This window comes from Hyperthermus butylicus DSM 5456 (assembly GCF_000015145.1).
GTDB lineage: Archaea > Thermoproteota > Thermoprotei_A > Sulfolobales > Pyrodictiaceae > Hyperthermus > Hyperthermus butylicus.
This window is the reverse complement of sequence record NC_008818.1, coordinates 1,160,824-1,184,012: the sequence shown is the minus strand read 5'-3', so window position 1 is coordinate 1,184,012 and position 23,189 is coordinate 1,160,824. Positions and strand designations below refer to the sequence as shown.

The 23,189-nt window shown below is 53.8% G+C and carries 22 protein-coding genes, 2 tRNA genes and 1 pseudogene; 13 read left to right on the top strand and 12 right to left on the bottom strand.

All coding sequences use genetic code 11. The features are described 5' to 3' along the window. The first annotated feature begins 192 nt into the window (after positions 1 to 192). From HBUT_RS06120 to HBUT_RS09835, 9 genes and pseudogenes are all read left to right on the top strand, one after another. On the top strand, positions 193 to 678 hold the full coding sequence (locus tag HBUT_RS06120; protein ID WP_011822326.1) for a hypothetical protein: 486 nt from the start codon (positions 193 to 195) through the stop codon (positions 676 to 678). 93 nt (positions 679 to 771) lie between these two features. After that, on the top strand, positions 772 to 1,041 hold the full coding sequence (locus HBUT_RS06115) for a hypothetical protein (protein ID WP_048061513.1): 270 nt from the start codon (positions 772 to 774) through the stop codon (positions 1,039 to 1,041). Positions 1,042 to 1,671: 630 nt separating this feature from the next. Beyond that, the gene (locus tag HBUT_RS06110; RefSeq protein ID WP_048061512.1) at positions 1,672 to 2,412 is read left to right on the top strand and encodes a hypothetical protein; all 741 of its coding nucleotides are present in this window, start codon (positions 1,672 to 1,674) and stop codon (positions 2,410 to 2,412) included. Between the two features lie 43 nt (positions 2,413 to 2,455). After that, complete coding sequence (locus tag HBUT_RS06105; protein WP_153801403.1) at positions 2,456 to 3,637, top strand: ArsR/SmtB family transcription factor; 1,182 nt, start codon at positions 2,456 to 2,458, stop codon at positions 3,635 to 3,637. A gap of 12 nt (positions 3,638 to 3,649) precedes the next feature. Next, entirely contained in the window at positions 3,650 to 4,984 is a 1,335-nt protein-coding gene (locus HBUT_RS06100) for a glycosyltransferase family 2 protein (RefSeq protein ID WP_011822323.1), read from the top strand. Then, on the top strand, positions 4,977 to 5,495 hold the full coding sequence (locus HBUT_RS06095; protein ID WP_011822322.1) for an exosortase/archaeosortase family protein: 519 nt from the start codon (positions 4,977 to 4,979) through the stop codon (positions 5,493 to 5,495). The genes HBUT_RS06100 and HBUT_RS06095 overlap by 8 nt, the downstream gene beginning before the upstream one ends. After that, positions 5,495 to 7,213, top strand: a complete 1,719-nt coding sequence (locus tag HBUT_RS06090; protein ID WP_011822321.1) for a hypothetical protein — start codon at positions 5,495 to 5,497, stop codon at positions 7,211 to 7,213. Before HBUT_RS06095 ends, HBUT_RS06090 begins: the two co-directional genes overlap by 1 nt. Before the next feature lie 135 nt (positions 7,214 to 7,348). Further along, positions 7,349 to 7,891, top strand: a complete 543-nt coding sequence (locus HBUT_RS06085) for a hypothetical protein (RefSeq protein WP_011822320.1) — start codon at positions 7,349 to 7,351, stop codon at positions 7,889 to 7,891. 15 nt (positions 7,892 to 7,906) lie between these two features. Further along, positions 7,907 to 8,560, top strand: a pseudogene (locus HBUT_RS09835) (recombinase family protein). A 260-nt stretch (positions 8,561 to 8,820) separates the two neighbouring features. Here the strand turns inward: HBUT_RS09835 and HBUT_RS06075 are convergent. The 9 genes from HBUT_RS06075 to HBUT_RS08990 all read right to left on the bottom strand — a co-directional run bounded on the left by HBUT_RS06075 (position 8,821) and on the right by HBUT_RS08990 (position 14,190). Continuing rightward, positions 8,821 to 9,534: an integrase gene (locus HBUT_RS06075; protein WP_083756350.1), complete on the bottom strand. Its 714-nt coding sequence runs from the start codon at positions 9,532 to 9,534 to the stop codon at positions 8,821 to 8,823. Further along, positions 9,443 to 9,700, bottom strand: a complete 258-nt coding sequence (locus tag HBUT_RS09565) for a hypothetical protein (RefSeq protein WP_048061510.1) — start codon at positions 9,698 to 9,700, stop codon at positions 9,443 to 9,445. The genes HBUT_RS06075 and HBUT_RS09565 overlap by 92 nt, the downstream gene beginning before the upstream one ends. Before the next feature lie 24 nt (positions 9,701 to 9,724). Beyond that, on the bottom strand, positions 9,725 to 9,970 hold the full coding sequence (locus tag HBUT_RS06065) for a hypothetical protein (protein WP_048061509.1): 246 nt from the start codon (positions 9,968 to 9,970) through the stop codon (positions 9,725 to 9,727). A gap of 282 nt (positions 9,971 to 10,252) precedes the next feature. Then, positions 10,253 to 10,330 (bottom strand) — tRNA-Arg (locus tag HBUT_RS06060). 67 nt (positions 10,331 to 10,397) lie between these two features. After that, the gene (locus HBUT_RS06055) at positions 10,398 to 11,573 is read right to left on the bottom strand and encodes an MFS transporter (protein WP_011822316.1); all 1,176 of its coding nucleotides are present in this window, start codon (positions 11,571 to 11,573) and stop codon (positions 10,398 to 10,400) included. A gap of 213 nt (positions 11,574 to 11,786) precedes the next feature. Beyond that, positions 11,787 to 12,170, bottom strand: coding sequence for a class II SORL domain-containing protein (locus HBUT_RS06050; protein WP_011822315.1), 384 nt, complete (start codon positions 12,168 to 12,170; stop codon positions 11,787 to 11,789). 319 nt (positions 12,171 to 12,489) lie between these two features. Beyond that, positions 12,490 to 12,601, bottom strand: a tRNA-Pro gene (locus HBUT_RS06045). Between the two features lie 329 nt (positions 12,602 to 12,930). Further along, positions 12,931 to 13,461, bottom strand: coding sequence for a dCTP deaminase (dcd, locus tag HBUT_RS06040; protein ID WP_011822314.1), 531 nt, complete (start codon positions 13,459 to 13,461; stop codon positions 12,931 to 12,933). Between the two features lie 18 nt (positions 13,462 to 13,479). Beyond that, entirely contained in the window at positions 13,480 to 14,190 is a 711-nt protein-coding gene (locus HBUT_RS08990; protein WP_011822313.1) for a biotin--[acetyl-CoA-carboxylase] ligase, read from the bottom strand. A 146-nt stretch (positions 14,191 to 14,336) separates the two neighbouring features. On the opposite strand from HBUT_RS08990, the gene HBUT_RS06030 reads away from it, so the two are divergent. Both HBUT_RS06030 and HBUT_RS08985 read left to right on the top strand, forming a co-directional pair. Beyond that, positions 14,337 to 15,812 carry an acetyl-CoA carboxylase biotin carboxylase subunit gene (locus HBUT_RS06030; RefSeq protein ID WP_011822312.1) on the top strand — a complete coding sequence of 492 codons (1,476 nt, stop codon included), beginning with the start codon at positions 14,337 to 14,339 and terminating at the stop codon, positions 15,810 to 15,812. Beyond that, the gene (locus HBUT_RS08985; protein WP_011822311.1) at positions 15,781 to 16,257 is read left to right on the top strand and encodes an acyl-CoA carboxylase biotin carboxyl carrier protein subunit; all 477 of its coding nucleotides are present in this window, start codon (positions 15,781 to 15,783) and stop codon (positions 16,255 to 16,257) included. Before HBUT_RS06030 ends, HBUT_RS08985 begins: the two co-directional genes overlap by 32 nt. Positions 16,258 to 16,780: 523 nt before the next feature. On the opposite strand, the gene HBUT_RS06020 is transcribed toward HBUT_RS08985, so the two are convergent. Both HBUT_RS06020 and HBUT_RS06015 read right to left on the bottom strand, forming a co-directional pair. Next, positions 16,781 to 18,328, bottom strand: a complete 1,548-nt coding sequence (locus tag HBUT_RS06020; protein WP_011822310.1) for an acyl-CoA carboxylase subunit beta — start codon at positions 18,326 to 18,328, stop codon at positions 16,781 to 16,783. Positions 18,329 to 18,415: 87 nt separating this feature from the next. Further along, entirely contained in the window at positions 18,416 to 19,549 is a 1,134-nt protein-coding gene (locus tag HBUT_RS06015) for a M42 family metallopeptidase (protein WP_420804934.1), read from the bottom strand. A gap of 75 nt (positions 19,550 to 19,624) precedes the next feature. Between HBUT_RS06015 and HBUT_RS06010 the strand changes: the two genes are divergently transcribed. Both HBUT_RS06010 and HBUT_RS06005 read left to right on the top strand, forming a co-directional pair. After that, positions 19,625 to 21,856 (top strand): GNAT family N-acetyltransferase, encoded by a 2,232-nt coding sequence (locus HBUT_RS06010; protein WP_011822308.1) that lies wholly within the window; start codon positions 19,625 to 19,627, stop codon positions 21,854 to 21,856. Beyond that, on the top strand, positions 21,798 to 22,451 hold the full coding sequence (locus HBUT_RS06005; protein WP_194840469.1) for a hypothetical protein: 654 nt from the start codon (positions 21,798 to 21,800) through the stop codon (positions 22,449 to 22,451). Before HBUT_RS06010 ends, HBUT_RS06005 begins: the two co-directional genes overlap by 59 nt. Here HBUT_RS06005 and HBUT_RS06000 read toward each other — a convergent pair. Then, the gene (locus HBUT_RS06000) at positions 22,375 to 23,112 is read right to left on the bottom strand and encodes a VTT domain-containing protein (RefSeq protein WP_011822306.1); all 738 of its coding nucleotides are present in this window, start codon (positions 23,110 to 23,112) and stop codon (positions 22,375 to 22,377) included. The two genes, HBUT_RS06005 and HBUT_RS06000, sit on opposite strands and share 77 nt — an antisense overlap. Between the last annotated feature and the right edge of the window lie 77 nt (positions 23,113 to 23,189).

Sequence of the window (23,189 nt, the reverse complement as noted above, 5' to 3'; positions counted from 1 at the left end):
GTGTTGGTTTTCGCATGACCTAGAGCCCTACGCGCTTGGGGTGCTCACACGCCGGGTGATGCTTATCTGGCTACTCTTCGGCAGCGTCTCGCCCGACTTGTTCACAAAGTTCTTCATAGAGTCTGGCTGGGTACCAACCAACCAGCATAGGCATGTAGGGATAGGCGTAACACACTGTTCTTCGGAGTGGTGTTGGCGGGCCTCCTGTACCTCGCCCTGGAGAAGCGCATGGAGCAAAGTTATGCCCGCAAGGCAGCCCTAAGCTTTCTCCTAGGCTATGTAGATCGCAAAGCTTGGGAAAGGGCAGTGGAAAAGAGTATTCTGAATCTTGAAAAGATCGTGGGGCAGCTAAACAAAGTATGCGTGGCGAGCGAGCATGGAATCCAAATCACACAGCTTATACGGACACTGGTCAGCCTCGTACGTTTAGGCTATAGTCTCGCACTACCAGTGGTAAAAACCTACTATGAAGATCTTAAGAGGTTGGAGGATAAATATCAGGGAGTCCTTCTTGAGCAAGTAACGGTAACGCTTCTGTTGGCGAAAAGGTATAGGCCCTTGTCCCGCATAGGAGGAGATATAGGCGAAGTTGACTTCGTAGGCTATCGAGAAGACGAACTGGTAGTTGTTGAGGTCAAGGTTTCTCTTGACAAGCTCCTAGGCAGGGCGAACCTATAGACAACCTTAGAGAGAGCACAGAGAGTAGCAGAACGCTATGGTGATAGAGCATCCACACTTAACGGGTTAACCATCCTATTAGTATGGCTTCAAATGCCGAAAAACGCTAGCATTCAGAAGTTGTTGGAGAGTCTTGACGACGCCATTAAAGGGCTGAAAGCTTCGAGACAAGCGCTGAAGCATATCAAAGTACAAGTTCAGCACATCTACAACCTGGTCAAGGAGACAAGCAAAGAGGCCGGAATAGACCCCGAGGCACTGCTAAGAAAGACGCTATTAAACGAGTACGAGAAAACCGCGAAAACTGCGTGTAGGAGCAACCCGTTATGCAGCTTCGTCAGAGAGATTGTCATGTACAACTAGTAAGATGTACCTCAATACAACACTATCATTCAATGCCACCTATTGTGGTAAGGCTCATTGTTCTCCTCTTTCACGTGGGTTGTACCCGTACACTCCTCGTGATAGTGGCTGCTTGCACGTCTGGTGGTATTGGTGGTAGAGCTTTTGTGGCTGGTCATGTAGAATTCTACTCTTCAGAAAAGGACAGGCTTTATATAGGGGCATTAGTGTGGGGGGCCCGCCTGGATTAGGGACCCGGGGGACCCCCGGGGGCTCCAAAGGCCCGGGTTATTAAAAACTACGTTTCCAGAGGAAACCATCAGTTGGAAACACTCTTCACAAACGGTTATCCCTTGGGGTATCATTGTTGATAATCTGGAAACATCCTAGGCTGGGAAGACTAATTGGCTTGCGGGGGTAATATTCAACACGGGGTGCGAAGAAATGTCTAAGATTGTTAGGGTGAGGTATAAGGGCGACGTATTGATGCCGGAAAAGCCGCTTAAAAGACTACGCCCACTGAACCCCTAGACACGTAGCTATTAAACAGGTGTACTGAATAATCGTGTTTAATGGTTAGCGATGGCTTGTGCGGATCGGACTATAAGATCTTTAAGTACATGTCGATTTAATTTTTGAAGGGTGTTGAAGGTGAGCAGGCGTATGCAGAAGGCAATGAAAAGAATGGTAGTTGTTGCCGTGCTATTAGCATTGCTGGTTGCGGTACCAGCTTTAGCCCAGCCAGCACGCTCGAGGGGAGACTATAAGCAGTTCGAGTTAAACACGGATGGGCGTGCATGGATTGTTGATGGTGTGATGCAAATGAGGGTTGTCCAGGGAGGTCGGATGAAAGTAAGTGGTTTAGGTTGGATAGATGTGAACCCCGAGGATGAAGTGGAAGTACATATTAGTGATGAGGCTCCTGGTAAGGCGCACATCTGGATAGGTAGTGATGGATGGCTTGATTGGAGAAAGGTGAGCGTCGAATCAATCTATATTAATGGCGTCCTAGTTGCAGAGAATACGCAGATAGAGAAAGCCAACTTTAAGGTCGATGTAAGCTCGATCCACTCTACTGTTGAGATCAGGGTGCTTCGATCACCTAGCGGGTGGACGCAGTTCACCTTTAACGGAACAACTATTATAAATGGTAATGACGATAGCGAAATAAGGGTCGTGGGGGTAAGGCCTACCACATCAACGCCACTTAATATAGACCTTTCATCATCGGAGTATGCTATAGGCGCCGCGGCAACAGCGTACATTAATGGTGCTGAGGTTCCTGAGCTAGGGTCGCCTTTAAGCCTTGTAGGGCTAGCTCTAGCAGCGTCGCTGCTGGCTGTGGTAGGGAGAGCGGTGAAGGCGAGGGATAGGGTGGTGGAGGGTTTATGAGGTCTCCACGTTTTTTTTCCTCCTGTGGGCATTGGTTATCCTAGTGCTAGTGTCGCCGGTATGGGTGGCTAGTCTCACTATTGCTTCTACGCATGATTCGTCTTCGAGAAGCATATTGTATGTGGTTACCGACGATTATGATTTCTTCTACTTAAGGAGTTTCCTCAATTTCAGCAGGGCTAGCGGTGTGACTGTAAACTATAGTGTTGTAGGCCTGCGCGAGCTTGGGAAGGTGAGGCTCAACCCTTCTGAGGATGTTGTAGTGCTTCTAGACCCTAACTGGAAGCCCGAAGAAGAGCGGGAAATTTTAATGATCTCCAGGAAGCTCGTGACATTCATGTTAGGCAGTGGCATCGTGGTCACTACCTACAATGGTGTCATGATGCTAAAGCCCGCTCTATCCCAATACGACCTGCCTGTAAGGATCATTGATAACTTGGTTGGTGGACCTATCAATATGCCTAGAGGCTACAACGTGAGCAAATATCGTGTAGTAGGGATTCTAGGAGATCAAGTCCATGAGCATGGGTCTTTTTACAGGGTAAGAGTAGGGGAAGGTTTACTAGTAGTTATACCATTTAACATCGTCTGGGCCTACTATGATACTAGGGACAACGTCTACCTGGAGCTTTTACTAGAAGCTCTTGAAAGCATGAATGTCGAGACACCTTCCTCTACGTGGTATAGGAGGGGCTTAGGTGCCCTTATAATACTTGGCGCTATGGGGCTTCTAGAGGCATCACAGGCTAATAGCAGGTATTTGGAGAGAATACAGCGTAAGATACGGTATGTAATCATACTATACTGGCGCATTAATCCAGAAAAAGCACTTAGGCATAGTACTAGGAAATATTTAGTATCAATACTTAGCGAGAAAGGGTTTGCCCATCTAAACGAGCTGGTTAGACTTACAGGCCTAGGTAAAGCTGTTCTCTCTTGGCATATCTATGTTCTCGAGTCACGGGGCATAATATCATCCTTCAAGTGGAAGAAATACAAGTACTACTATTTGAGGGGGGAACAAGGGTTACGGAGGCTTATAGAGGGCTTAGCTAGAAGAGATGACGATTTTTGCAGGGTTGTAAGAGAGCTTAATGAAGGTGTTGAAGTCGAGGCTGTTGCAAAACGTTACAAGATTAGCCTAGTGGGCCTCGAGGACTTGACAAGTCTTCTCCGGGATAGGGGCTGGAGAGATGTCCTTCTTGAGATATGTGCGAGAAAATAGCGGGTGAGAGCTATGGGCTTCTTTGAAGATGCGGTTATAGAGTATTTCTTTAAGGAGCTATACTGGTGGCCTATAGTCCTTAGAGAAACCGCCATAGATATACTCTTCATTCTCTACGTTATCTCCAGCGCAGTTCTTGGAGTATATGCTGTCTTCTACATATCGTCTTTCATTGAATTCTTAATGAACGGTTCTCCGAGGCCTAGAGGCTACATTAGGAAGATGTCGCCCTATGGATGGCCGAGGGTAGGTATAATAGTGCCCGTCTATAACGATTACGAGGTGCTCTCCTCTCTTGAGGCTATTATGAGGATAGACTACCCGTACGTAATAACGATAGTGGTTGACGATTCAACCGACTCAAGCTTATCGCATGAAATTTCCAATATCTCGGTGAGAAGTAATGGTAGAATACTCCACCTTAAAAGAGAGGGGAGGAAAGGCCTTAAAGCTGGTGCTTTAAATGAGGCTATAGAGATCCTTCTCGAAATGTATAACGTTGACTACATACTTATCCTGGACGCCGACTTCGAGCCTCCCTCCGACATGGTTTTAAAGCTTGTCGAGCTCGCCTTTGACGAGGAGGCCGATATTGTACAGGGCTACCAGAGGCATGTGAAGGGCTCTAACACTTTATTCGGCCTTCTCTATCGTGCATCCATGGCGGGCGCGATAATCAACATTGTTGGAAGATACTGGCTGAGGTTATTCCCCTTCTTCACAGGTTCATGCGGCCTGATAAGTAGACGTGTATTGGAGGCTGTGAGGTTTAGGGAGGGCAGTTTATCAGAGGACTTCAGGCTCACGATTGACGCGGCATTAAGCATTCCAAACCTGAAGGTTATAGCTTCTCATGAAGCATACGCTAACGGCTCCGTGCCTAGGACTCAACGCGCCTTCTGGAGGCAGCAGATAAGATGGTCCGTAGGAACACTTGACGAGTTCTTCAAAACGTTCGTTGATGCTGTTAGCAGTGAAAACCTCACATTTACCGAGAAGATCGGGTATATACTGCAAGGGCTCTTCTTCACAAATGGGTTATGGGTTTACGTGAATACAATTGTGCCTTTGATCCTAGCTTTAGCAGGCTATGGGCGGCTGGAGCTTGTATGGCCTATAGGAGTCTATTTATGGCTGATTGGCATTGAAACTCTCGTAGTTGCCGGGTGCATACTTGAGAAATGCGGTTATATGAATAGTGTAGTGGTTGCAGGGTACATGATCTTGATGATATATTATACTGCCTTAATCCATGCTATAGGGACCTTAAAATACTTGATTACGAGGAGGGCGGTATGGCATGTTACGAGCAAGAGGGGTAAGTACGAGAGGTTCTACAGTGATTAGAAAAGCTCGCACCAATAGCTTCTATAGCTTATTAGTCTCCATAGCAGTGATAACGGTAATACTCTACGTCATTATATTTACGTCTCTCTACAAGCCAGTAGTGTTGATTGAGAAGAGGGTGATGATCCTCTCCTATAAAGCGCTGGGCATTAATGTGATTGATGTAGCCCATAATGCACTCATGATCTGGGGAGGGGGGAATGTTGTCACAATAGTGCTCACTCCTTCCTGCGTTGGCATATACTCTCTAATTGTCTACATCCTACTCGTAGTTTTTACCCCGAGGATTAGTAAGTGGCAGAAAGTGAAGGCAGGCATTGTGGGATCGACAATCCTCTTCTTCGCTAACATAGTCCGCATGTTTGTGTCCGGAGTTGCTGGCGTTGTGCAGGGCTATGCAGCGTTCCGTTTCTTCCACGACGTGCTTGGCGGCGCTTTCATGATACTACTGGTTGCAACACTGTGGGTTGACTGGATCTATAGAACTAGTAGATATGCAGGGTGGCCTTGATGAGGTTTGCAAGATCATTACCATTCGAGACTGTTGCATCTATAGCAATAGTGTTATGGGCGCTCATACTAGCACATCCTCTCCTTACAGCTGAGGGGCTTCCTAGCTTTGAGAGAGGCTACTTCCACAGTGCAACCATAGCATACTACATCTCGTGGGCTAAGGAGCTACACTCCTACGGTCTGTACACGCCAGCGTGGTGTGGGGGTTTCGACCTACTTCGGTTCTACCCTCCTCTAGGCCTTCTACTCATATTCGCTCTTGGACTATTAGCTGGCAGCTTTATATATGGAGCCTATCTAGCGTACTTCATAGCCATATACGCTTTCCTTAGGGCTATATACTCCTTCGCCTACAGCGTAAGTGGTTCAAGCAGGGCATCCCTACTCCTAGCCCTAGCCGCGCCGTTGATATCAGGATACGTATCAACTATTGCAGTTTATTGGGAGTATACTAGGATACTAGGCGAAGCCTTCGCCTTCCTATCCCTAGCAAGCCTCGTTAAGCTCCTAGATTCTGGTGATTCCGATGAGGTTAAGCGTTTCAGCATATTCTCCGCCCTAACGCTACTAACCCACCTTATAGCCTCACTCGAACTCGCAATCCTGGCTCTTACAACTTTCGTTGCTAAGATCCTCACGCATTATAGGAGAGGGGCAAGCTTTAGGGCTATAACATACCTAATAATCCTAGTAGCGGTAGGAGTACTACTCTCAGCTGCTTATACTGCATGGTGGCTTATACCAGCACTACTACCCTTCGGGTTGCAGCATTATCTACGGGTGAAAACACCTTTAAGCTTCAAGCTATCAATACTCGCCCATAGCTCTAGCCCGTACCCGCCTCTCTATGAGCCTGCTGTGCAACTCCCGATAATTGTTATGGGGCTTATCGCCGTCATCGCGTATGTTACGATTGCGAGGAGAGCTGAAAAACTGCCATTATATTACATTCTTGCGTTTACAATCCTTGTGGCGGTTTACGGGCAAGGACTCAGACTCATACCCACCCTAGGGCTGTTAATGGTTCTAGGCTTCCTAGACTCACTATCCAGAGCAGCTAAGAATTCACGAGGAAGACATAGCATTACTCTATTCGCGCACCTTGCTCTAGTAGCGTTCATTGCAGCCTACACGCCAGCCTACGTCGGAGTCTACTGGAACAGCTTTCACACAGACCATACCTATGTGTATAGCGATGAATACCTTGTCGCTCAGTTCCTTAAGGAGAATACTGGTGAAGGCTTTCGAGCGTACCTGATGGACGGTGATACATTTCATGGAAACCAATGGATAAACGTTTTTAGCCCTAAGACATGGCACGCGCTTAGCTGTTTTATGGAGGGATGTATCTACAAGGACTATATAGTTTACGATAATCTTGTGAAGAACAGTCTTAGCTACTACAAAGTCTATAATATGAGTAAAAAATACTGCATTAAGTACATAGTTGTAGACAGCAAATGGTTTTACTCAAATCCTAGAAACGTTATAAAGATGCTCGAAGAAAAAGGCCTTATCTCGCGAGAACCACTATCATCGGAACTCAAGTATTCACTGATATTCAAGGTTGAAGGCGTAAATAACTGCAAATCAAGCACCACATTGGGGTATTACGATGAACTATTAATACTACTTCTACCTTCAAGACTTCTTGGATACGCAATTAGCATAATAGCAATCGTTCTCTATCGCAAATTGAAAAAGTTAATAAGCTAAGCAATTAAGTATGAGTTCAAACCTGTTACGAAATGAGGATTACATAATATAATAGGCGACGCTGAGGAATACTACGGTGTAAACCTCACCTACTACCAGGTTGTCAAGGCGCTCCAGCGCCTTCGCAGGAGAGGCTTGGTTAGAAGGCTCGGGGGAGGCCTCTACATCCTCAACCTCCCAGGCGACCCCAGAGGGCCCTCCACGGTGTTGCTTGTGGAGAATGCTAGGCTGGAGAGCGCATATAGAAGGGATCCCCTAGTGATCACCTCCGAGGATGGGCTCACCCTGTGGGATCTAGCGATCAGGGCCAGTATGGAGAGGGCACGGCGCGTGACGAGGCTCGAAACCTACATCCCACTCAAGTGGGGAGTTGACAGCTTCAAGGGAATGCTTACAGGCGACGGCACAAGGATAGTCAAGATTTATTATAACCGGCAGATGAACGTTGTCAAGGCTGAGGTCCAGACATTCGGGGCCAAGACACCTCTAGGCGTAACGACAGTGAACAAGTGGGCTCGGTCTAGCATAGAGTTACTTGCTCAAGCGTGCTCCTCAGCGCTCCTAACACTAGCTACAACCCCAGGCGTCCAGGGATACCTCCCGGACGCCGCCCTCCGCCCATACTTAATCCAGGCACTATACGAGATTATCGATGAACTCGATGGGAGTGCTCGGTAGGGGTCCCTTACGGACATTCGCCCGTATGGGAGGGTTCCGATCACGACTCATGGTCATAAGGGTTCCGGGGCTAGGAGCGCCTACGCCTACATCCGGGTAAGCCTCGATAACGAGAATCCGGGAAACCAGAAGATAGCAATACTCGAATGGGCCCGGGAGCACGGTTTCCGCGTAGAGGAATGGTTCGTGGATCATGGCGTGAGCGGCGCGGTTTCCCCGAGAGGCAGGCCTGCATATAGGAGGCTCCTTGAGAGGGTGAGGGTTAAGCCACTGCCCGTCCTTGTGTACGAGCTGTAAAGGATTGGAAGAAGCTTCTACGAGACCCTCAGGGCAGTAGAGGAGCTGGAGGAGATGGGAGCCCCAGTCCCCCCAGTAAGCCCTAGGGAGTCCTTCCTACAGAGCCTAGACCCCCAGGTCAGGAAGCTAGTCATAGCAGTCCTAGCATGGGCGGCTGAAAGGGAAAGAGAGCTGCTAAGGCAGCGTACAAGGGAGGGCATGAGGAGGGCCAAACTGGAGGGTAAGCGTGTGGGAAGGCCCAGGAAGCCAATAGACTGGAAGAAATACGAGGAGCTCCGTGGGAAAGGCCTGAGCCTAAGAGACGTAGCCCGGGTGCTGGGAGTGGGTTACTCCACACTGCGGAGAAGGCTGAGGGAGGAATATGAGAGATAATCAAGCAGGAGAGGCAGATTCATGATAGAGTGTATCAACCATGCCTCTAGCCTGTAGGCGAGTGCGGAGGAAGCCCTGTCTAGCGCCCCATTTCAGGGAGATTAATTATCAGCTCTGATTTCGAGCCCCGAAGCTCCTAATTTCGTGGAGATGCTCTATTACGTCGTGTATTCTCAAGGTATTGGGAGCCCCAATCCCTCCTAATACTAATTAGTATGGGGCTAATGGGTCCCCCAGCCTCTCTATATGCGGGGGTGAGGCTAGGTCAGGTTCAGGCTCTTGAGGTGCTTGAGGTAGCGTGGGTACCACTGGTCTGCCTCCCTCACCAGGCCCTCGTAGTATGACTCGCTGACCCTGAGCTCGCCGAAGCGAGAATGGATAAAGCGGGCAACCTCGCGGGGCACACCCGAGGCTATAAGCAGCTGCCAAGAGGCCTTCCTCAAGAGCCCAGGCCTCATCAATCCATGCCTTGAGACGTAGCGCTCGACGCTCCTGCGGTGCACGCTCCAGGGTGTGAGGTCCTCGACCAGCCTACGGGTCTTGGTGGAGAAGTAGGCGAACTCAGCCCTCTTAACCCCCTGGTTGAATCCAAGGTAGAGCCTACAGAAGCCCCTCCCCTCATCACAGTATAGCCTGGGGTAGACACGGTCGTATACGACCACGCTACCCTCCAGTATGGGGGAGGCGAGGAGGCGCAGGGCATGCTCGAACCTCAGGCCGGATTCTAGCATTAGCCTGTAGAGGAGATAGTACCTCTCATGGTTCCCTGCTAGGTAGGCTAGCGTTGAGCGTAGCTCCTCTAGGTCTACCGCTGGGTTCCTGGGAGTCTTGGGGGTACGCCTTCCCGGGACTCTTGCTTGGATCCAGTGGAGGGTTTGGTGGCTAATCTCGCCCCGAGTATAGAGGTAGTTGGCGTAGTGCCTTGAACACGACCCGCAGCCATTGGTTGCTTGACTCTGACACCTCCTCGACAAGCTGCCTCGATAGCTTCCTGCCCTCTAGGTGTCGCTTGAAGAGGTTACGGTAGTATGCTATGGTGTCCTCCCTCGCTATAGGCCTGCCCTTAGGCGGGCTGCGAAGGTACTCCTCGAAGCCGCGGGTCCATTCTAGTCGTTTCAGCTCCAGCTCCGTCTCTAGCATCCTCCTTAGGTCCTCGCGGTAGTGCTAGGTAACGTACCGTAGGACCAGGCTCCGGGCGTAGGGATCCCTCATCGCAACGGCTAGGATCTGGAGGAGTAGGGTGTAGTTCACCTTGTCCTCGCTTATTATCCCTAGGGACTCGAGCTTCTCTCCAAGGGTTAATTCCTCCTCGAACTCCTCCTGGCTTAGCCCGCTGAGGATCCTGGGGACGTGGTGGTCTCCCACGGCTACCTTGCCCTTCCTCATGCGGTATATGAGCGTCCGGTCCACGCCCAGCAGTTCGGAGGCTCCCTTGACTCCGAGCTTTTTGACAAGCCTCTCGAGGAGCCTCCTCCTAAGCTCCTGGTCCAGCTTGGAGGGGTCTACAAGGCTTCACCAAGGCTCCCCGGCCGGGATTGCCTGCCCATCATTCGGGGGGCTCAAGCTCGGGGATCCCCGGGAGTGTATCAGGAGTGATTAGCGGATATATGTTGCATGGTGGCGACGTGGGGATGCAACATTCGGAAACCGACATATTCCCAGCGTGATTTAGTGAAGGTTTAGATGTGCTTGTGGCGGGCCCGCCGGGATTTGAACCCGGGACCTCCGGCTCCGGAGGCCGGCGCTCTGTCCTGGCTGAGCTACGGGCCCATCCTAGTCCAGGTTTTTGGGGTGGCCGGGGCCCGCCGTGCTGGGTGTTGGTGTGTTTAGGTGGGTATTATTTTGTTGTCTTGGTGTCTAGTGTTTTGAGGGCGTATGCCGCTGATGTGGTTAGCAGTGTGGCTGATAGCGTATATAGTGCTGCGGGGCCCAGTGTTTCGTAGATTATGCCGCCTATGGTGGGTGTGGGTGTTCCTGCGAGGCTTCTCACCGCGTTTGCGTTTGCGTATGCTTCGCCTAGGTTTCCTCTTGCCAGCTGGGCTACCAGCTTGTTGTATGCGGGTACCCATGCTGCTATTGATAGGCCGATGAGGGCCATTCCTGCTGCGGCGTTTATCCATGGGTGGGGGTTTGCGAGAAGCGGCAGTGCTGCAGCGCCGAGGAGTTCTGATGATGCTACGGTCTTGGCAGGGCCTAGTCGGTCTGTAAGCCTTCCCCATACCATGCTTGTTGTGGCTTGTAGGAGGCTTGAGGCCGTGTAGAGGGCGCCTATCTGGTCCTCGGTGTAACCTACTGCTTTAAGCTGGGCGCTTAGCAGGGGGAACCAGAGGCTCCAGCCGCTCCGGTCCACGACTAGTAGGGGGTAGAGCCTACGCAGCTCCTTGTGCGGCTTGAGGGCGCTGGTGTAGGCGCTCCGGAGCTTCTGAAGCGTGTTCTTGCAGGCTGGCTCGCTAGGCTCCATGGAGAGGATGTGGAACACTGTGACCCCGACTGCGGCTGAGAGGGTGAGCACAGTGAAGGCTTGAGGGTAGCCGGCTCGAGCTGCTAGCCAGCCGGCGGTGAGGGGTCCGACTATGCGTGCAGTGGCGAATACAGCCATGGTTACGCCGGTGTAGTAGCCGTGTAGTTCCCCGGGTACACTCTTCGCTAGGAGTGTTGAGCGAGCCGGCTGCCCTAGGCTGAAGGCGAGCATGTATAGCACGTAGGAGGCTACGAAGGCTGCGTAGCCCGGCTCGGGTATGGAGAGTAGTAGGAGTGAAACCACCAGCATGAGGCCCGTAAGGGTTGTCGTAAGCCTCGCGCCGTAGCATTCTATTACTGCGCCGAAACCAGGCGCCAGCAGTGCGCCAGCGAGAGAGGATACCGTGACTGCTCCACCGATACTCGTCATGCTGTAGCCTAGAGACCTCATGTAGGCGGAGAACAATACCTGGTAGCCACTAACACTAAATCCACGGAACAGCGAGTACAGGCTTAGCGCAGCCACATTCATCCTTATAACCCTTGTAGCCATCCCTTGCTACGCACCATCAAGAAACGCGAAGGCATCGTAACGGTTAAGCCTAACTCTACAGGCGACCAGGCCCACTACAGGACCGATAACAGCGAAGCGAATACCCAGAGAAACCATGCCAGGGAGAAACCCTAACGCTTCACTCGAGCCCCCGAGGGGGGAAAAGAAGCAGGGGCGGAGGCGGACGCTTATGCCGCAGCTGAGCCGTGGGGGTTAGCTCTCCACCTTAACCTCCTTCCGGGCCTCCCACACGCCGTGGAGGTTGCAGTACTCCAGTACGTAGATTACGCCACCCCTCTTCAGCCGGAGCGTCAGCGTCACGTCGGGCTCGGCATACTCCGGTGCCAGGTCTATCCTCGCCAGGTGTATCGGGTTGTACGGCCTACCCTCCTCGTAGAAGTAGACCTCTATCCACCTTATAGAGTGCTCAACCTTGCTGGGATGCGGGCCAACCCTTATCCGAACCTGGAAAGGCTCACCAGCCTTCACAGTGTCAGGCGCTTCAATCCTCGGGGTATGAGTCTCAACCTTGCTTATGGCCTCGCCGCTAGCCCTCTCCTGAGAATATATGATCTCCCCGAAAGGCTTGACAGCCAAGAACCCCTCACCATACCCTACCAATACTTAACACTTGTTTAAAAAGACTTCTACGTAGTAGCTGTTTCCCTGTTCGAAAAAGAGTTCCGAAACCCCTATGCCCGCCAGCACCAATCGCGTAGGCGCAGCAAGTTAGACATAGTCGAAATCCCCGACGAGGACATGGAAACAGCCCCGTGCAAACAAGGGCTCAAAGCAATACCATCACGCTTCCTACACCCGCCAAGCACCCTCGTGCCACAACCCAGAAGCAGAGACACGCTCAGCATCCAAAATGGGAGCAGCAATGGCCAGCCAGGACGCGATTAGGGAGAAGTAATGGTGGGGCCGCCGGGATTTGAACCCGGGACCACCAGCGCTCTGGCGCCCGCCCTTTCGGGCGGCGGGGTGCGTCCCCAGGCTGGCATCCTGCCAGGCTAGACGACGGCCCCGTCTGGCCGTGTTGTATTGTTGTATCGTGTTTGGGTGGGGGTTATTTGGGTTGCAGTGTTGGTGCGAGGTCCTCTGTCGCGTCGTTAGTGTCTAGGTGGGACTGTGAGTGCTTCAGTGCAGATTCACGAGCAGGCGAGACTGTGTATAGCTAGCTAGGGGAGAGTTAGGGTTGTTACTAGGCAAGCTAGCAGGGTGAGTAGCTAGTATAATTCTTTCGATGAGCTTAGCATATTTGATCATGTTTGTGCCTGCGATTTGCAAAACTGAGTGTAATTGCGGGAAATCAGCTAGGCATTATGTATGGGATTGTTTCGAAGCTTCGCTTTGTCTAGTCTGGTCGTGGTGGTGTTACGCCTCTTTGTCCCTGGTATTTGCCGTGGTAGGGGTTTGCTACTGGGCTTGTTGTGCGGACGAAGACTACGTGGAGGAAGCGTTGGCCCGGGTATAGTCTTACGGGGTAGGCGGAGCCTATGATCTCGATTGTTATCTGTCCGCAGAACCCGGCGTCTATTACGGTTGGGGGGACGAATATGCCGTATCTGGCGAAGGTGCTTCTCACGTTTACTAGGCCTACGAGGTCGTCGGGTAGGCAGACTGTCTCCATTGTGGTGGCTAGTACGTGCTCGTAGGGTTTTACTGTGAAGCCCTGCTCGGGGTCTACCTTCACGCAGTTGTAGTAGATTTCCCTGTTGAATGGTTTTCTCGTGTCTAGCTCGGGGGCGTCTGGGTTGAAGCGGCAGAACTCGCTATCCAGGCGCAGGTCCACGCCGTTCTCCCTTATCGTGTCGTCTAGTAGTGGGTCTATCCGGAGGAGGCCCTTCTCGATGTACCATGCTATGTCGCGGTCTGAGAGTATCAAGGCCGGGCCATCCCGGGGCTAGTCTCCTCCCGCCGGGCTTGACTTGGTGGCTGGCCTGGTGTTACTGCAGCTCCAGGCTTTTACGTGGCAGCACGCCAGCTCCACGGTCCCCTCACCCGTCTCGACGAGTAGGGCTCCACTGCTAGTGATGCCTCTGGCTACTCCCTCGACGAGCCCCTCGGGGGATTCTATGGCTACCCTGCAGCCCCAGAGCATGTCCCTGGCGGCAGCCTCCGCGACGCCGCCTGCGGGGTCCTCCGCAGCCCTCATAACAGCCTCTATGATGGCGGCGTAGACCAGCGCTAGCGGACCCCCGTAGCCCAGCTGGGCTAGCGACGTCGCGCCCGGCGGCGGCTCGTTGTAGACGTTCACCCCCACGCCCACCCGTAGCATTCCCGCACGGTGCTCGACCAGGATGCCGGCGAGCTTCCTCCCGCCCGCGTAGACGTCGTTTGGCCATTTGACGGTGAGGTGTACGGCGCCGCATAGGAACTCCTCGAGGAGCCCTGCGAGGTAGCCCCCAACAGCTGTGGGGAGCCTGGGGTCGGGCGGTGCGTTGAGGAATACCGTTATCCATGCGCCGCCCCGAGGGCTGTGCCAGGCCCCAGTTCTGCCACGGCCCCGGCGCTGTGTGAGCGCGGCGACAGCGGCCGGGAGCCTGGGGGGCGTGGCGTCCATAGTCGTATCTATAGCGTCGTATACCTCTAAAACGCTAAGCTGCCCAAGCACCTGGCGGAGCTGCGCTGAGTAGCACAGTGTTCGACACCCGCCGTACACCTATCTCGCCACCTGTCAAAAACCCTTACTTATTTATCCGCTATCCACACGTTCCGAACGTGTTGGGCCCGCTAAGAGGGTGATGGGTGTAGAGCACCGTGGCCCTGAGGGTGTTGGTAGCTACGCGTGGCGAGATAGCTATCCGCATCGCTCGCGCCGTTAGGGAGCTGGGCTGGGAGCCTATAACCATATACGCCCCCGACGACGCCCATAGCCCCCATGTTAGGGCTGGCACGTTCTCCGTAATGGTTGAGAGCTATACTAACCCCGACTCCGTCGTGGAGGCGGCCATCAAGGCTGGCGCCGACATACTTCACCCCGGCTACGGCTTCCTCTCGGAAGACCCCTCCTTTGCCAGGAAGGTGCTCGACGCCGGGATATCCTGGGCCGGTCCAAAGCCGGAGACCATGGAGCTCCTAGGCGATAAGCACCGCGCCAAGCAGCTAGCAGAGAAGGTTGGCGTGCCCACGCCTCCCTGGTGCGAAGCTCGTAGTGCTGAGGAGGCTGTGAGGTGTGCCGAGAGGATAGGATATCCGGTGATGTTGAAGGCTTCAAAGGCTGGCGGCGGTAGGGGCATGAGGGTTGCGTCGAATAGCGAGGAGGTTAGGAGAGCTTACCGCCTCGTGAGCCTTGAGGCCCGCAATGGTTTCGGCGATGCCGGAGTGGTCTACATAGAGAAGTATGTTAGGAACCCGAGGCACATCGAGGTGCAGATTCTCGGCGATGGGCAGGGCCACGTGGTACACCTCTACGAGAGGGAGTGCTCCATCCAGAGGAGGAGGCAGAAGATTATAGAGGAGGCTCCGAGCCCGTTCGCCGAGAAGGTGCCGCAGGTTAGAAGCAGACTCGTAGACTACGCTCTAAGGCTCGCCGAGGAGGCCGAGTACCAGAGCGCCGGCACGATAGAGTTTATAGTTGATGAGAGGGGACAGCCATACTTCATAGAGGCTAATGCGAGGCTCCAGGTGGAGCACGGTGTCACAGAGGCGGTGACAGGCATCGATATTGTAAAGCAGCAGCTCCTCATAGCTGCTGGCCGCGAGCTCCAGCTCGGACAAGAGGACATCAAGCTCCACGGCTGGGCGATAGAAGCCCGCATCTACGCCGAGGACCCGGAGAACGGGTTCAGAGCCGTGGAGGGCGTCGTAACCGGGTACCGTGAGCCCCGCGGCCCCGGCGTGAGGGTCGACTCTGGCGCCGAGAGGGGGCTAAGGATCTCTACCCGCTACGACACACTGCTCCTCAAGGTTATCGCCTGGGGTAGGGATCGTGCTGAGGCTGTTGCAAGGCTACGTGCGGCTCTCCACGAAACCGTTGTCGCAGGCGTAAAGACTAATCTCGAACTCCTCAGAACTATCGTGGAGTCTGACTGGTTTAGGAAAGCAGCGTTTCACACGAGGATCCTCGAGGAGAAGCTGGGAGAGCTGCTCTCCCAGCTAAGGGCTAGGAGGAACATAGTTAGGGCTATAGCCTCCAGGATACGGGCTAAGCCGCTCGGCCTAACGGGGATAGCTGCTGCCAAGCTACCGGTGGTAGCTAGCCATGGATGGCCATGGCCGCCGTGGAGGACCTAGGCTCGTCGAGTTCCGGGAGGTAGATATAGGCGTCTATGAGGCCGTTGTCGAGCTAGAGGACGGGCGCAAGGTTTCGGTTAAGGCCCGCCTAGTAGGGGACATATTGGAGACCCCCTACGGCAGCTACCACATCTCAGACCTCGTACTCGCCGAAGAAGAGGCTGAGCGTGGTCGAGCCGGCGATGTTTCCTCTGCCGAGTCCTGGCTCGTAGAGTTTGACCCGGAGAGTAGCGAGCTGCGGGCTAAGCTCCCAGTGAAGGTTGTCGATGTACATGTCTCGGTAGGGGAACGTGTGGACAAGGGGGACTTGTTGTTGCTTGTTGAGACTATGAAGATGGTTAACGAGGTGCACGCCCCCTGCAGCGGTGTTGTGGAGTATGTTGTCGATAGTGGGATGGGCGTCGGGCGTGGGCAGCCTCTCGCGAGGATAAAGTGTAGCAGCTAATACTGCGCAGCTAGCCTGGATGCGTGGCGATGCTTTCCCCACGGTGGCTCATCTTCGACCCCTCTACCTAGCAGGTGTTGTCCGGGCAGGGCTTGGCAGAGGTCTACTGCTGAGTGATACCGTGAGGGTGCTTGTACACAGCGCTGGCGGACCCTGCACAATCGCTGGGAACACAGCTTCAGCGTGCCGGGAGTCTGCGCTTCTAGTATCTTCACATACTACTTTATCTACTACTTTATCGCAGCCAGGGTTGACAAGCGTCAGTCGGAGTACAAGGATGTAGAGCGGCTCGCCCCCATCTATGCGGTTTTCGTGTGCTAGGCTCTCCTTGCAATCCAGAGTAGAGTTAACGGCATGTCATGCATGTACACCATGTATGTGTCAGTGTGTAGGTGGGCTGGGTGTGCTAGGAATGATAGCGAGTGGGCAAGGGGAGGGTTACGATGTGGAATTCAGGTCTGGATGCCGCTTCTATCGTCATCAGTGCGATCTTGCTCTAGAGCATGGCCTTGGTTTCGTGGGGTTAGAGTGGTATGTTTCCGTGCTTCTTGGGTAGCCTGGGTTCCCTCTTCTTTAGTAGTACCTCGAGTGCTGTGTAGAGCTTGTAGCGGGTCTCACTGGGTTTAACCACGTCGTCTACGAGGCCTAACTCTGCGGCTCGGAACGGGTTTAGGAATGTCCTGCGATACTCGTCTATGAGTCGTTTCCTCTCCTCCTCTGGGTTCTCCGCCGCGCGGAGGCGTTTCCGGTAAAGTATGCGTACAGCTGCCTCAGCACCGAGCACGGCTATCTCTGCCGTGGGCCATGCATAGACTATGTCCGCTCCCAGCGACTTGCTGCCCATCGAGATATATGCTCCGCCGTAGGCCTTCCTAACCACGACTGTTAGCTTTGGAACCGTAGCCTCAGCGTAAGCGTAGAGCATCTTAGCACCGTGCCTGATTATGCCGCCGTGCTCCTGGTCTAGGCCGGGCATGTAGCCTGGCACGTCTACGAAGGTTATGACTGGGAGGTTGAACGCGTCGCAGAACCTAACGAATCGCGCTGCTTTACACGAGGCGTTAATGTCTATCGCGCCACTCAGCACTAGTGGCTGGCTGGCAACCACGCAGACGGGTATACCGCCGAGCCTAGCAAAGGCTGTTATGATGCTTGTACCCCACTCCGGCTGTACCTCGAGGAGGCTGCCGTGGTCGAATATCCTCTCAAGCACTTGCTTCATATCATAGGGTTTATGGGGGTCATCGGGCACCATAGAGTCTAGATCGGGATCGCGTCGATCTACCGGGTCTCCCGTGTCGATGATTGGTAGCGGGGCTTCATTATTGTCTGGGAGGTAGCTGAGTAGCCTCCTAGTAATCCTGAAGGCTTCCTCCTCGTTTGCTGCGCGGAAGTGGGCTACGCCGCTTAACTGGCTGTGAACCCGTGCTCCTCCAAGCTGCTCGAAGGTCACCTCCTCGCCGGTGACCTCTCTTACGACGTCTGGGCCGGTGACGAACATGTATGTTATCTTGTCAACGACGATCGTGAAGTCCATGAGAGCTGGGGCGTAGGCTGCACCACCAGCCGAGGAGCCCAGGACGAGGGATATCTGTGGGATTACACCGCTGGCCTGGATTATCGCGTTGAATATTCTTCCAACACCGTGGAGGGCTGCGACACCCTCCTGTATCCTGGCACCCCCAGAGTCCCAGATGCCTATGACTGGGACCCCGCTCTTCAACGCGTACTTTATGGTTCGCACTATCTTCTCGGCGTGCATCTCGCCTATACTGCCACCAGCTACTGTGAAGTCCTGGGAGAAGACAAAGACGGGCCTACCGTTTATCCTGCCGAACCCCGCTACCACGCCGTCGCCAGGGATTCTTGGAACCTCGCCGAGTGGTGCACCGCGGGTGGTGACGAGCCAGTCTAGCTCCTGGAAGCTGCCAGGATCCAGGAGAAGGTCAAGCCTCTCCCTCGCGAGGAGCTTGCCGCGCTCACGCTGCCTCTTAATCTTCTCGGGGCCGCCACCCTCGAGCGATCTACGCCTAAGCTCCTCCAGCTCTCTAAGCTTCTCCTCGAGGCTCACAGCACGCCACCAAAGGACGCTGAGCTACGTGAATAAGGTTGTCCGGAAGGATTGTGGTGTGGCAGGGTTAAAAGTTGGGGTTACAAGCTACTTTATCTTCTTGCCCCACAGTATTTCGCGGTCGTACCACTCCCTGGTTATCCTCGAGGTAGCCGCTGCGACAAGCTTCGCGGCGTATACTGCGTCGCGGAGGCTTAGCAGCTCGACAGGGCTGTGGATGTAACGTGTTGGCACCGATACCACGGCTGAGGGTACACCCTCCCCTGCTAGCGCTATGGCGGTGGCGTCGGTGGTACCTCCAGGTAGGATGAAGAGTTGGTAGGGTATCCCCTCAGCCTTAGCTGTTTCCATAAGCAGCTTTAGCAGTTTGGGATGCGCTATGAGCCCGCTAGCATTCCTCCCATCGGCAACGGTCAATGCGGGCCCCTTACCTACCTCTGCCACGCGGTCCTTTGCCTCTACACCTGGTACGTCATTGGCGGTTGTGACGTCTACGGCTATTGCTGCCTCTGGCTGTATCTTCTGAGCTGCCACACGTGCGCCCTTAAGGCCTACCTCCTCCTGCGTAGCTATGACAAGGTATACGGTCTGCTCAGCAGGGTTAAACTCCTTGAACGCCTTTATGAGCACAGCTACGCCGACACGGTCGTCAAAGGCCTTGCCGGTTACCCTGTCGCCAACCAGCCGTATCGTCTCTCGGTCAAGGTCTACAGGGCTTCCAATCCTTATACCGAGCTTCTCAACCTCCTCCCTGCTCGAAGCACCGATGTCTACGAAGAGTTTGTCGAGGGGTATCACCTGGCTGCGCTCTTCCTGCTTCATGAGGTGTGGTGGCTTTATCCCTATCACGCCTCGTACTAAAGTACCGTTGTCTGTGAGTATTCGCACCCTCTGCCCGGGCAGCACGTGGTCGGTCCAGCCGCCGACTGGTGAGAGATAGATAAAGCCTTTATCATCTATGTGTTTGACTAGGAACCCTATCTCGTCCATGTGAGCGTCCCAGACGATTTTGATGGTGCCGCGGCCTCCACGTTTTATGGCGATAACATTGCCGAAGCGGTCAACTTCCACATGGTCGGCAGCCTCGCGTACCTCGTCTATAATTATCCCTCTAACTTCGTCCTCGTAGCCCGAGACGCCAAAGGCGTCTGAGAGTTTTTTGAGTAGCTTGAAGAACTCGTCCAGCTCGCCCTCGCTGATAGGTAGAGTCAAAGCGGACACCCCTCCGGTGGGGCTGTGTGGGCCGTGGTTTTGCTTGTTGTTGCTGCGTGAAAATAGTATCTCTGGTAGGGTTATGTGGCGGCTGTCCTGGGGCGGCTAGACTTGTACATGGTGCTACGCCAGCTATCAGCCTGGCTTACAGAGCTGAGAGGGAGCGGCTACCGCGGACTCGTACTACTTCACTCAACAGCTATCGGAGTCTGTGCTAGCGCTGTGGCGGGGCTGCTCAGCGAGGTCTATAGCCAGGTTGCTTGTATTGCGCCAGCCGAGCTGAGGAGAGAGCTCCAGGAGCGGTGTAGCCGCGTACTCAGCCCTAGTGCTATCGAGGAGCTGTTAGGAACGGAGAACGATGCTGTACTCCTAGCTGTTCCAGGCCTGCTTAGACCCAACCTGCTAGCAGCAGCCGCTGAAACCGTGAGGGGCGGTGGCGTTGTAGTCCTCGTTGTACCCAGGCTTGACGTGTGGCAGCCCGGCGGTGGAATGAGCACTGGGCTCTACCGCGAATACCTCCTCCGCAGTCTCGGCAGGCTGGAGAGCCTCTTCTGGGCAGATGCAGACCTTGACACGGTCTATTCCATGAGGCTCCCTCGCGGCAAGGCCAGAAAGCCACCAGGCCCCGAGGGCTACCGTGCCAGGAGCCCAGTACACCGCAAGCTTCTCGAAGCGGCTGCTACGATAGAGCAGGCAGAGGCCCTCGACAAGATAGTAGCCCACGTGAGGTCGAGGGGTAGGAGCATCCTAGTACTGGGCGACCGGGGACGGGGCAAGTCTGGCCTCCTAGGCCTGGCGGTAGCCTACATAGTTGCAAGCCACATGGCTGGCTTTGTATCCGTGACAGCGCCGAGTCCAGCAAATGTTCAAAGCTTCTTCCGCATACTCAGACTCGCGCTTGGAAAGCTGGGTACCAGGCACTGGGAGATAAGGCGTGGAAACATTGTAATCGGTATTGCCGGGCCATGGTTTCACGTGAGATACCATACCCCAGACCGTGCCGATCCGGGCTCCTTCACCGTGGTTGATGAGGCGGCTGCACTAGGCCCCTCAAGGCTTAGGAGTATTGCTAGACGGGCTCCCAGGCTCCTAGCAGCTACAACCATACACGGCTACGAGGGTAGCGGCCGCGTGCTAGCCAAGATTGCGGAGGAGATACTCCCTGAGCCAAGACTCGTAGTGGAGCTCCGAACACCGGTCCGCTACCCACCCGGGGATCCCCTAGAGGGCTGGCTCTACGACACCTTCATGCTTCGGGTCTCGGAGCCTGAACCGCCAAGCCTTGACGGTGTAGAACTGCGTCCAGCAAAGCTCGACCGCAAGGAGCTGGTAGAGAAGCAGCAGCTCCTCAGGGCAGTCTATTCAATCCTTGTATCGGCACATTATCGCAACGAGCCAGACGACCTAGCACTACTCCTCGACGCTCCACACCACCGCGTATACGTTCTCCTAGCGGGGAATACTCCTGTCGCGGTAGCCCATGCAGCCTTGGAGGGTCCCGAGCTGCCTGTAACGGCTAGGATACTGCCAGACATACTCGCCCAGTACGCACCCGAAGCAGGCAAGCTCAGCGGCGTGAGGATCGTAAGGATCGCTGTGCATAGCCGGCTCCAGCGCCGCGGCCTGGGCAGCAAGCTTCTACGCTATGTGGAGGAGGTGGCATCTAGCGATGGATACGACTGGGTTGGAGCAGTTTTTGGTAGGCCGGACGTACTCGGCTTCTGGCTCGCAAACAACTACACTCCGATCTACGTGTCGCCATTGCCCAACAAGGTTACGGGTGAGCATAACATAGCAGTCGTGAAGCCCATAGCTAACAAGGCCGCAAAGATACTAGGAGGCGTCGCAGCGGCTGCGAGGAAGAGAATGCTTCTAGCATCGCATAGCCTCTACCGTGGCCTCCCCGCAGAAATATTAGTAGAAATATTCTCCCACCAGGTGCCAGCGCAGCAGCCCCTATCGGATATAGATGAGTGGCAAAGGTATAGGCTCAGCTTATTCCTATGCGGTAGCCTTGAAGCAGAATCTGTGCTCGACGTGCTATGGCTACTACTCGTAAACGATATACTGGCAAGAGGTAGGCTGGACCTTGAAGACCCTAAAGCGGAACTGGTGGCGGTTATGAGGATACTGCAGGGTAAAACCCTTGCAGACATAACAGCAGCCATAAGGGTCGATAGTAGTGAGGTGCGGAAGCATCTTAGAAGCCTAGCGCTACTACTAGCCAAGCGGGCTGGTATAGAAGCTGGTGACAGTTGTGAAGCAGCCTCAGAGCCTAGTAGTATTAGCACTAATCCAAGGCTTGCTACTAGCTAGCTTCCCAGCAGGGGCAACAAGGCTAGAAGACTGCAATTGTACTGTCAACATGGTTTCGAGTGAACCCATCCAATCCATGCCAGGTGTTTACATTGTGCAGCACCTAGCTGTTAGGGTTGCTTGTGGTAGCGAAATAGTTGATATAAAAGCATATTATGCGGGGAGCGAGGTACCCATCACCGTCAATATAAGTGGTTTAACAGCAACATTGGCGACACGTGCTCCAGTACCGCTCACTGGGAAGCTCCAGCTGGTAGTCAGCCTCAAGAATGGCGTCTGTAGCCTAGATGTGAATGTTACGCGTGAGCCGCCGGGTCAGTTTAACAAATCCAGCTTCAAAACCACTAGCAGCCGGGCTGGCGCTACTACCAGCAACGAATGGTGGATTAGCCTTATAGAACACTTCACGGGGATACATGAAGGTGCCAGCATAGCTACTCCGGAGAATATAGCGAGGTACAGCTCTAGCACAGACTCGGAGGGGAGAGGAGGGGGGCCTAGCTTCGGCCTGGGAGATGCTATCTATGCTGTCCTGCTGGCTCTTGCTGTTCTACTCCTCCTAGTAAGCTATCGACGCGGGCCTCGATACGTCTAGCAATGCTGCTGGGTAGGAGCGCAAGGAACACCTGGATTATCAGCTCTACAAACGCTCTTATGATGCCACGCTCATTGTAGAGCGCTATTATCTTCCTCCAGTTTATCCTTGCTATGATTATCGAGACAATTATGCTTGCAATTATAAGTGCTAGTATGACTATAGGGTCTGTTCCACCAACAAGCTGTTTAACTGCATCGCCTAGAAGCACTGCTAGTAGCGTAATCAGTGTTTTACCCATCGCGACAGCTATGAAGAAGGGCAACAACTTATAGCCAGCCATGCCGACGGGTATATATAGCACGTCATCTGGCAGTGGGAGTGCAGCAAAGAGGAATACAGCTACAAATACGCCCTTCTGAAAGGTTCTAGCAAAGAACACTACGTTCTCCCTCATATTGCTCGGCAGTACGCGATGTACGCTTCTTCCAAGCAGGAACACTACAACCTTGCCGAGGGCTGCCCCTATACCGCCTGTAATAGCGACAGCAAGCTTGCTAATGGGGTCAGGGAGGATTGCCCCATAGCCAGCAATAACTACAAGGTATGGAGCGGTAATATAGGGTATGGCGTTAAATACGAACGAGATAATGAAGGAGGCTATTACAGGGCTGTAGCCTTTGGTTAGTGCTTCAACGATAGCGTTAACGTCAAACTCCATTTGGCCTCCTCTCCGTGCAGCGGGGCCAAGACACTCCTAGGACCCATAAGCTGGAAGGCCATGCTGTATTGGATGAT

Bases quoted from the DNA above. Each gene is read 5' to 3' on its own strand.
- HBUT_RS06115 (WP_048061513.1), top strand. From the start codon at position 772: ATGCCGAAAAACGCTAGCATTCAGAAGTTGTTGGAGAGTCTTGACGAC.
- HBUT_RS06100 (WP_011822323.1), top strand. From the start codon at position 3,650: ATGGGCTTCTTTGAAGATGCGGTTATAGAGTATTTCTTTAAGGAGCTA.
- HBUT_RS06090 (WP_011822321.1), top strand. From the start codon at position 5,495: ATGAGGTTTGCAAGATCATTACCATTCGAGACTGTTGCATCTATAGCA.
- HBUT_RS09565 (WP_048061510.1), bottom strand. From the start codon at position 9,700: ATGCTAGAGACGGAGCTGGAGCTGAAACGACTAGAATGGACCCGCGGC.
- HBUT_RS06055 (WP_011822316.1), bottom strand. From the start codon at position 11,573: ATGGCTACAAGGGTTATAAGGATGAATGTGGCTGCGCTAAGCCTGTAC.
- HBUT_RS08985 (WP_011822311.1), top strand. From the start codon at position 15,781: ATGGATGGCCATGGCCGCCGTGGAGGACCTAGGCTCGTCGAGTTCCGG.
- HBUT_RS06000 (WP_011822306.1), bottom strand. From the start codon at position 23,112: ATGGAGTTTGACGTTAACGCTATCGTTGAAGCACTAACCAAAGGCTAC.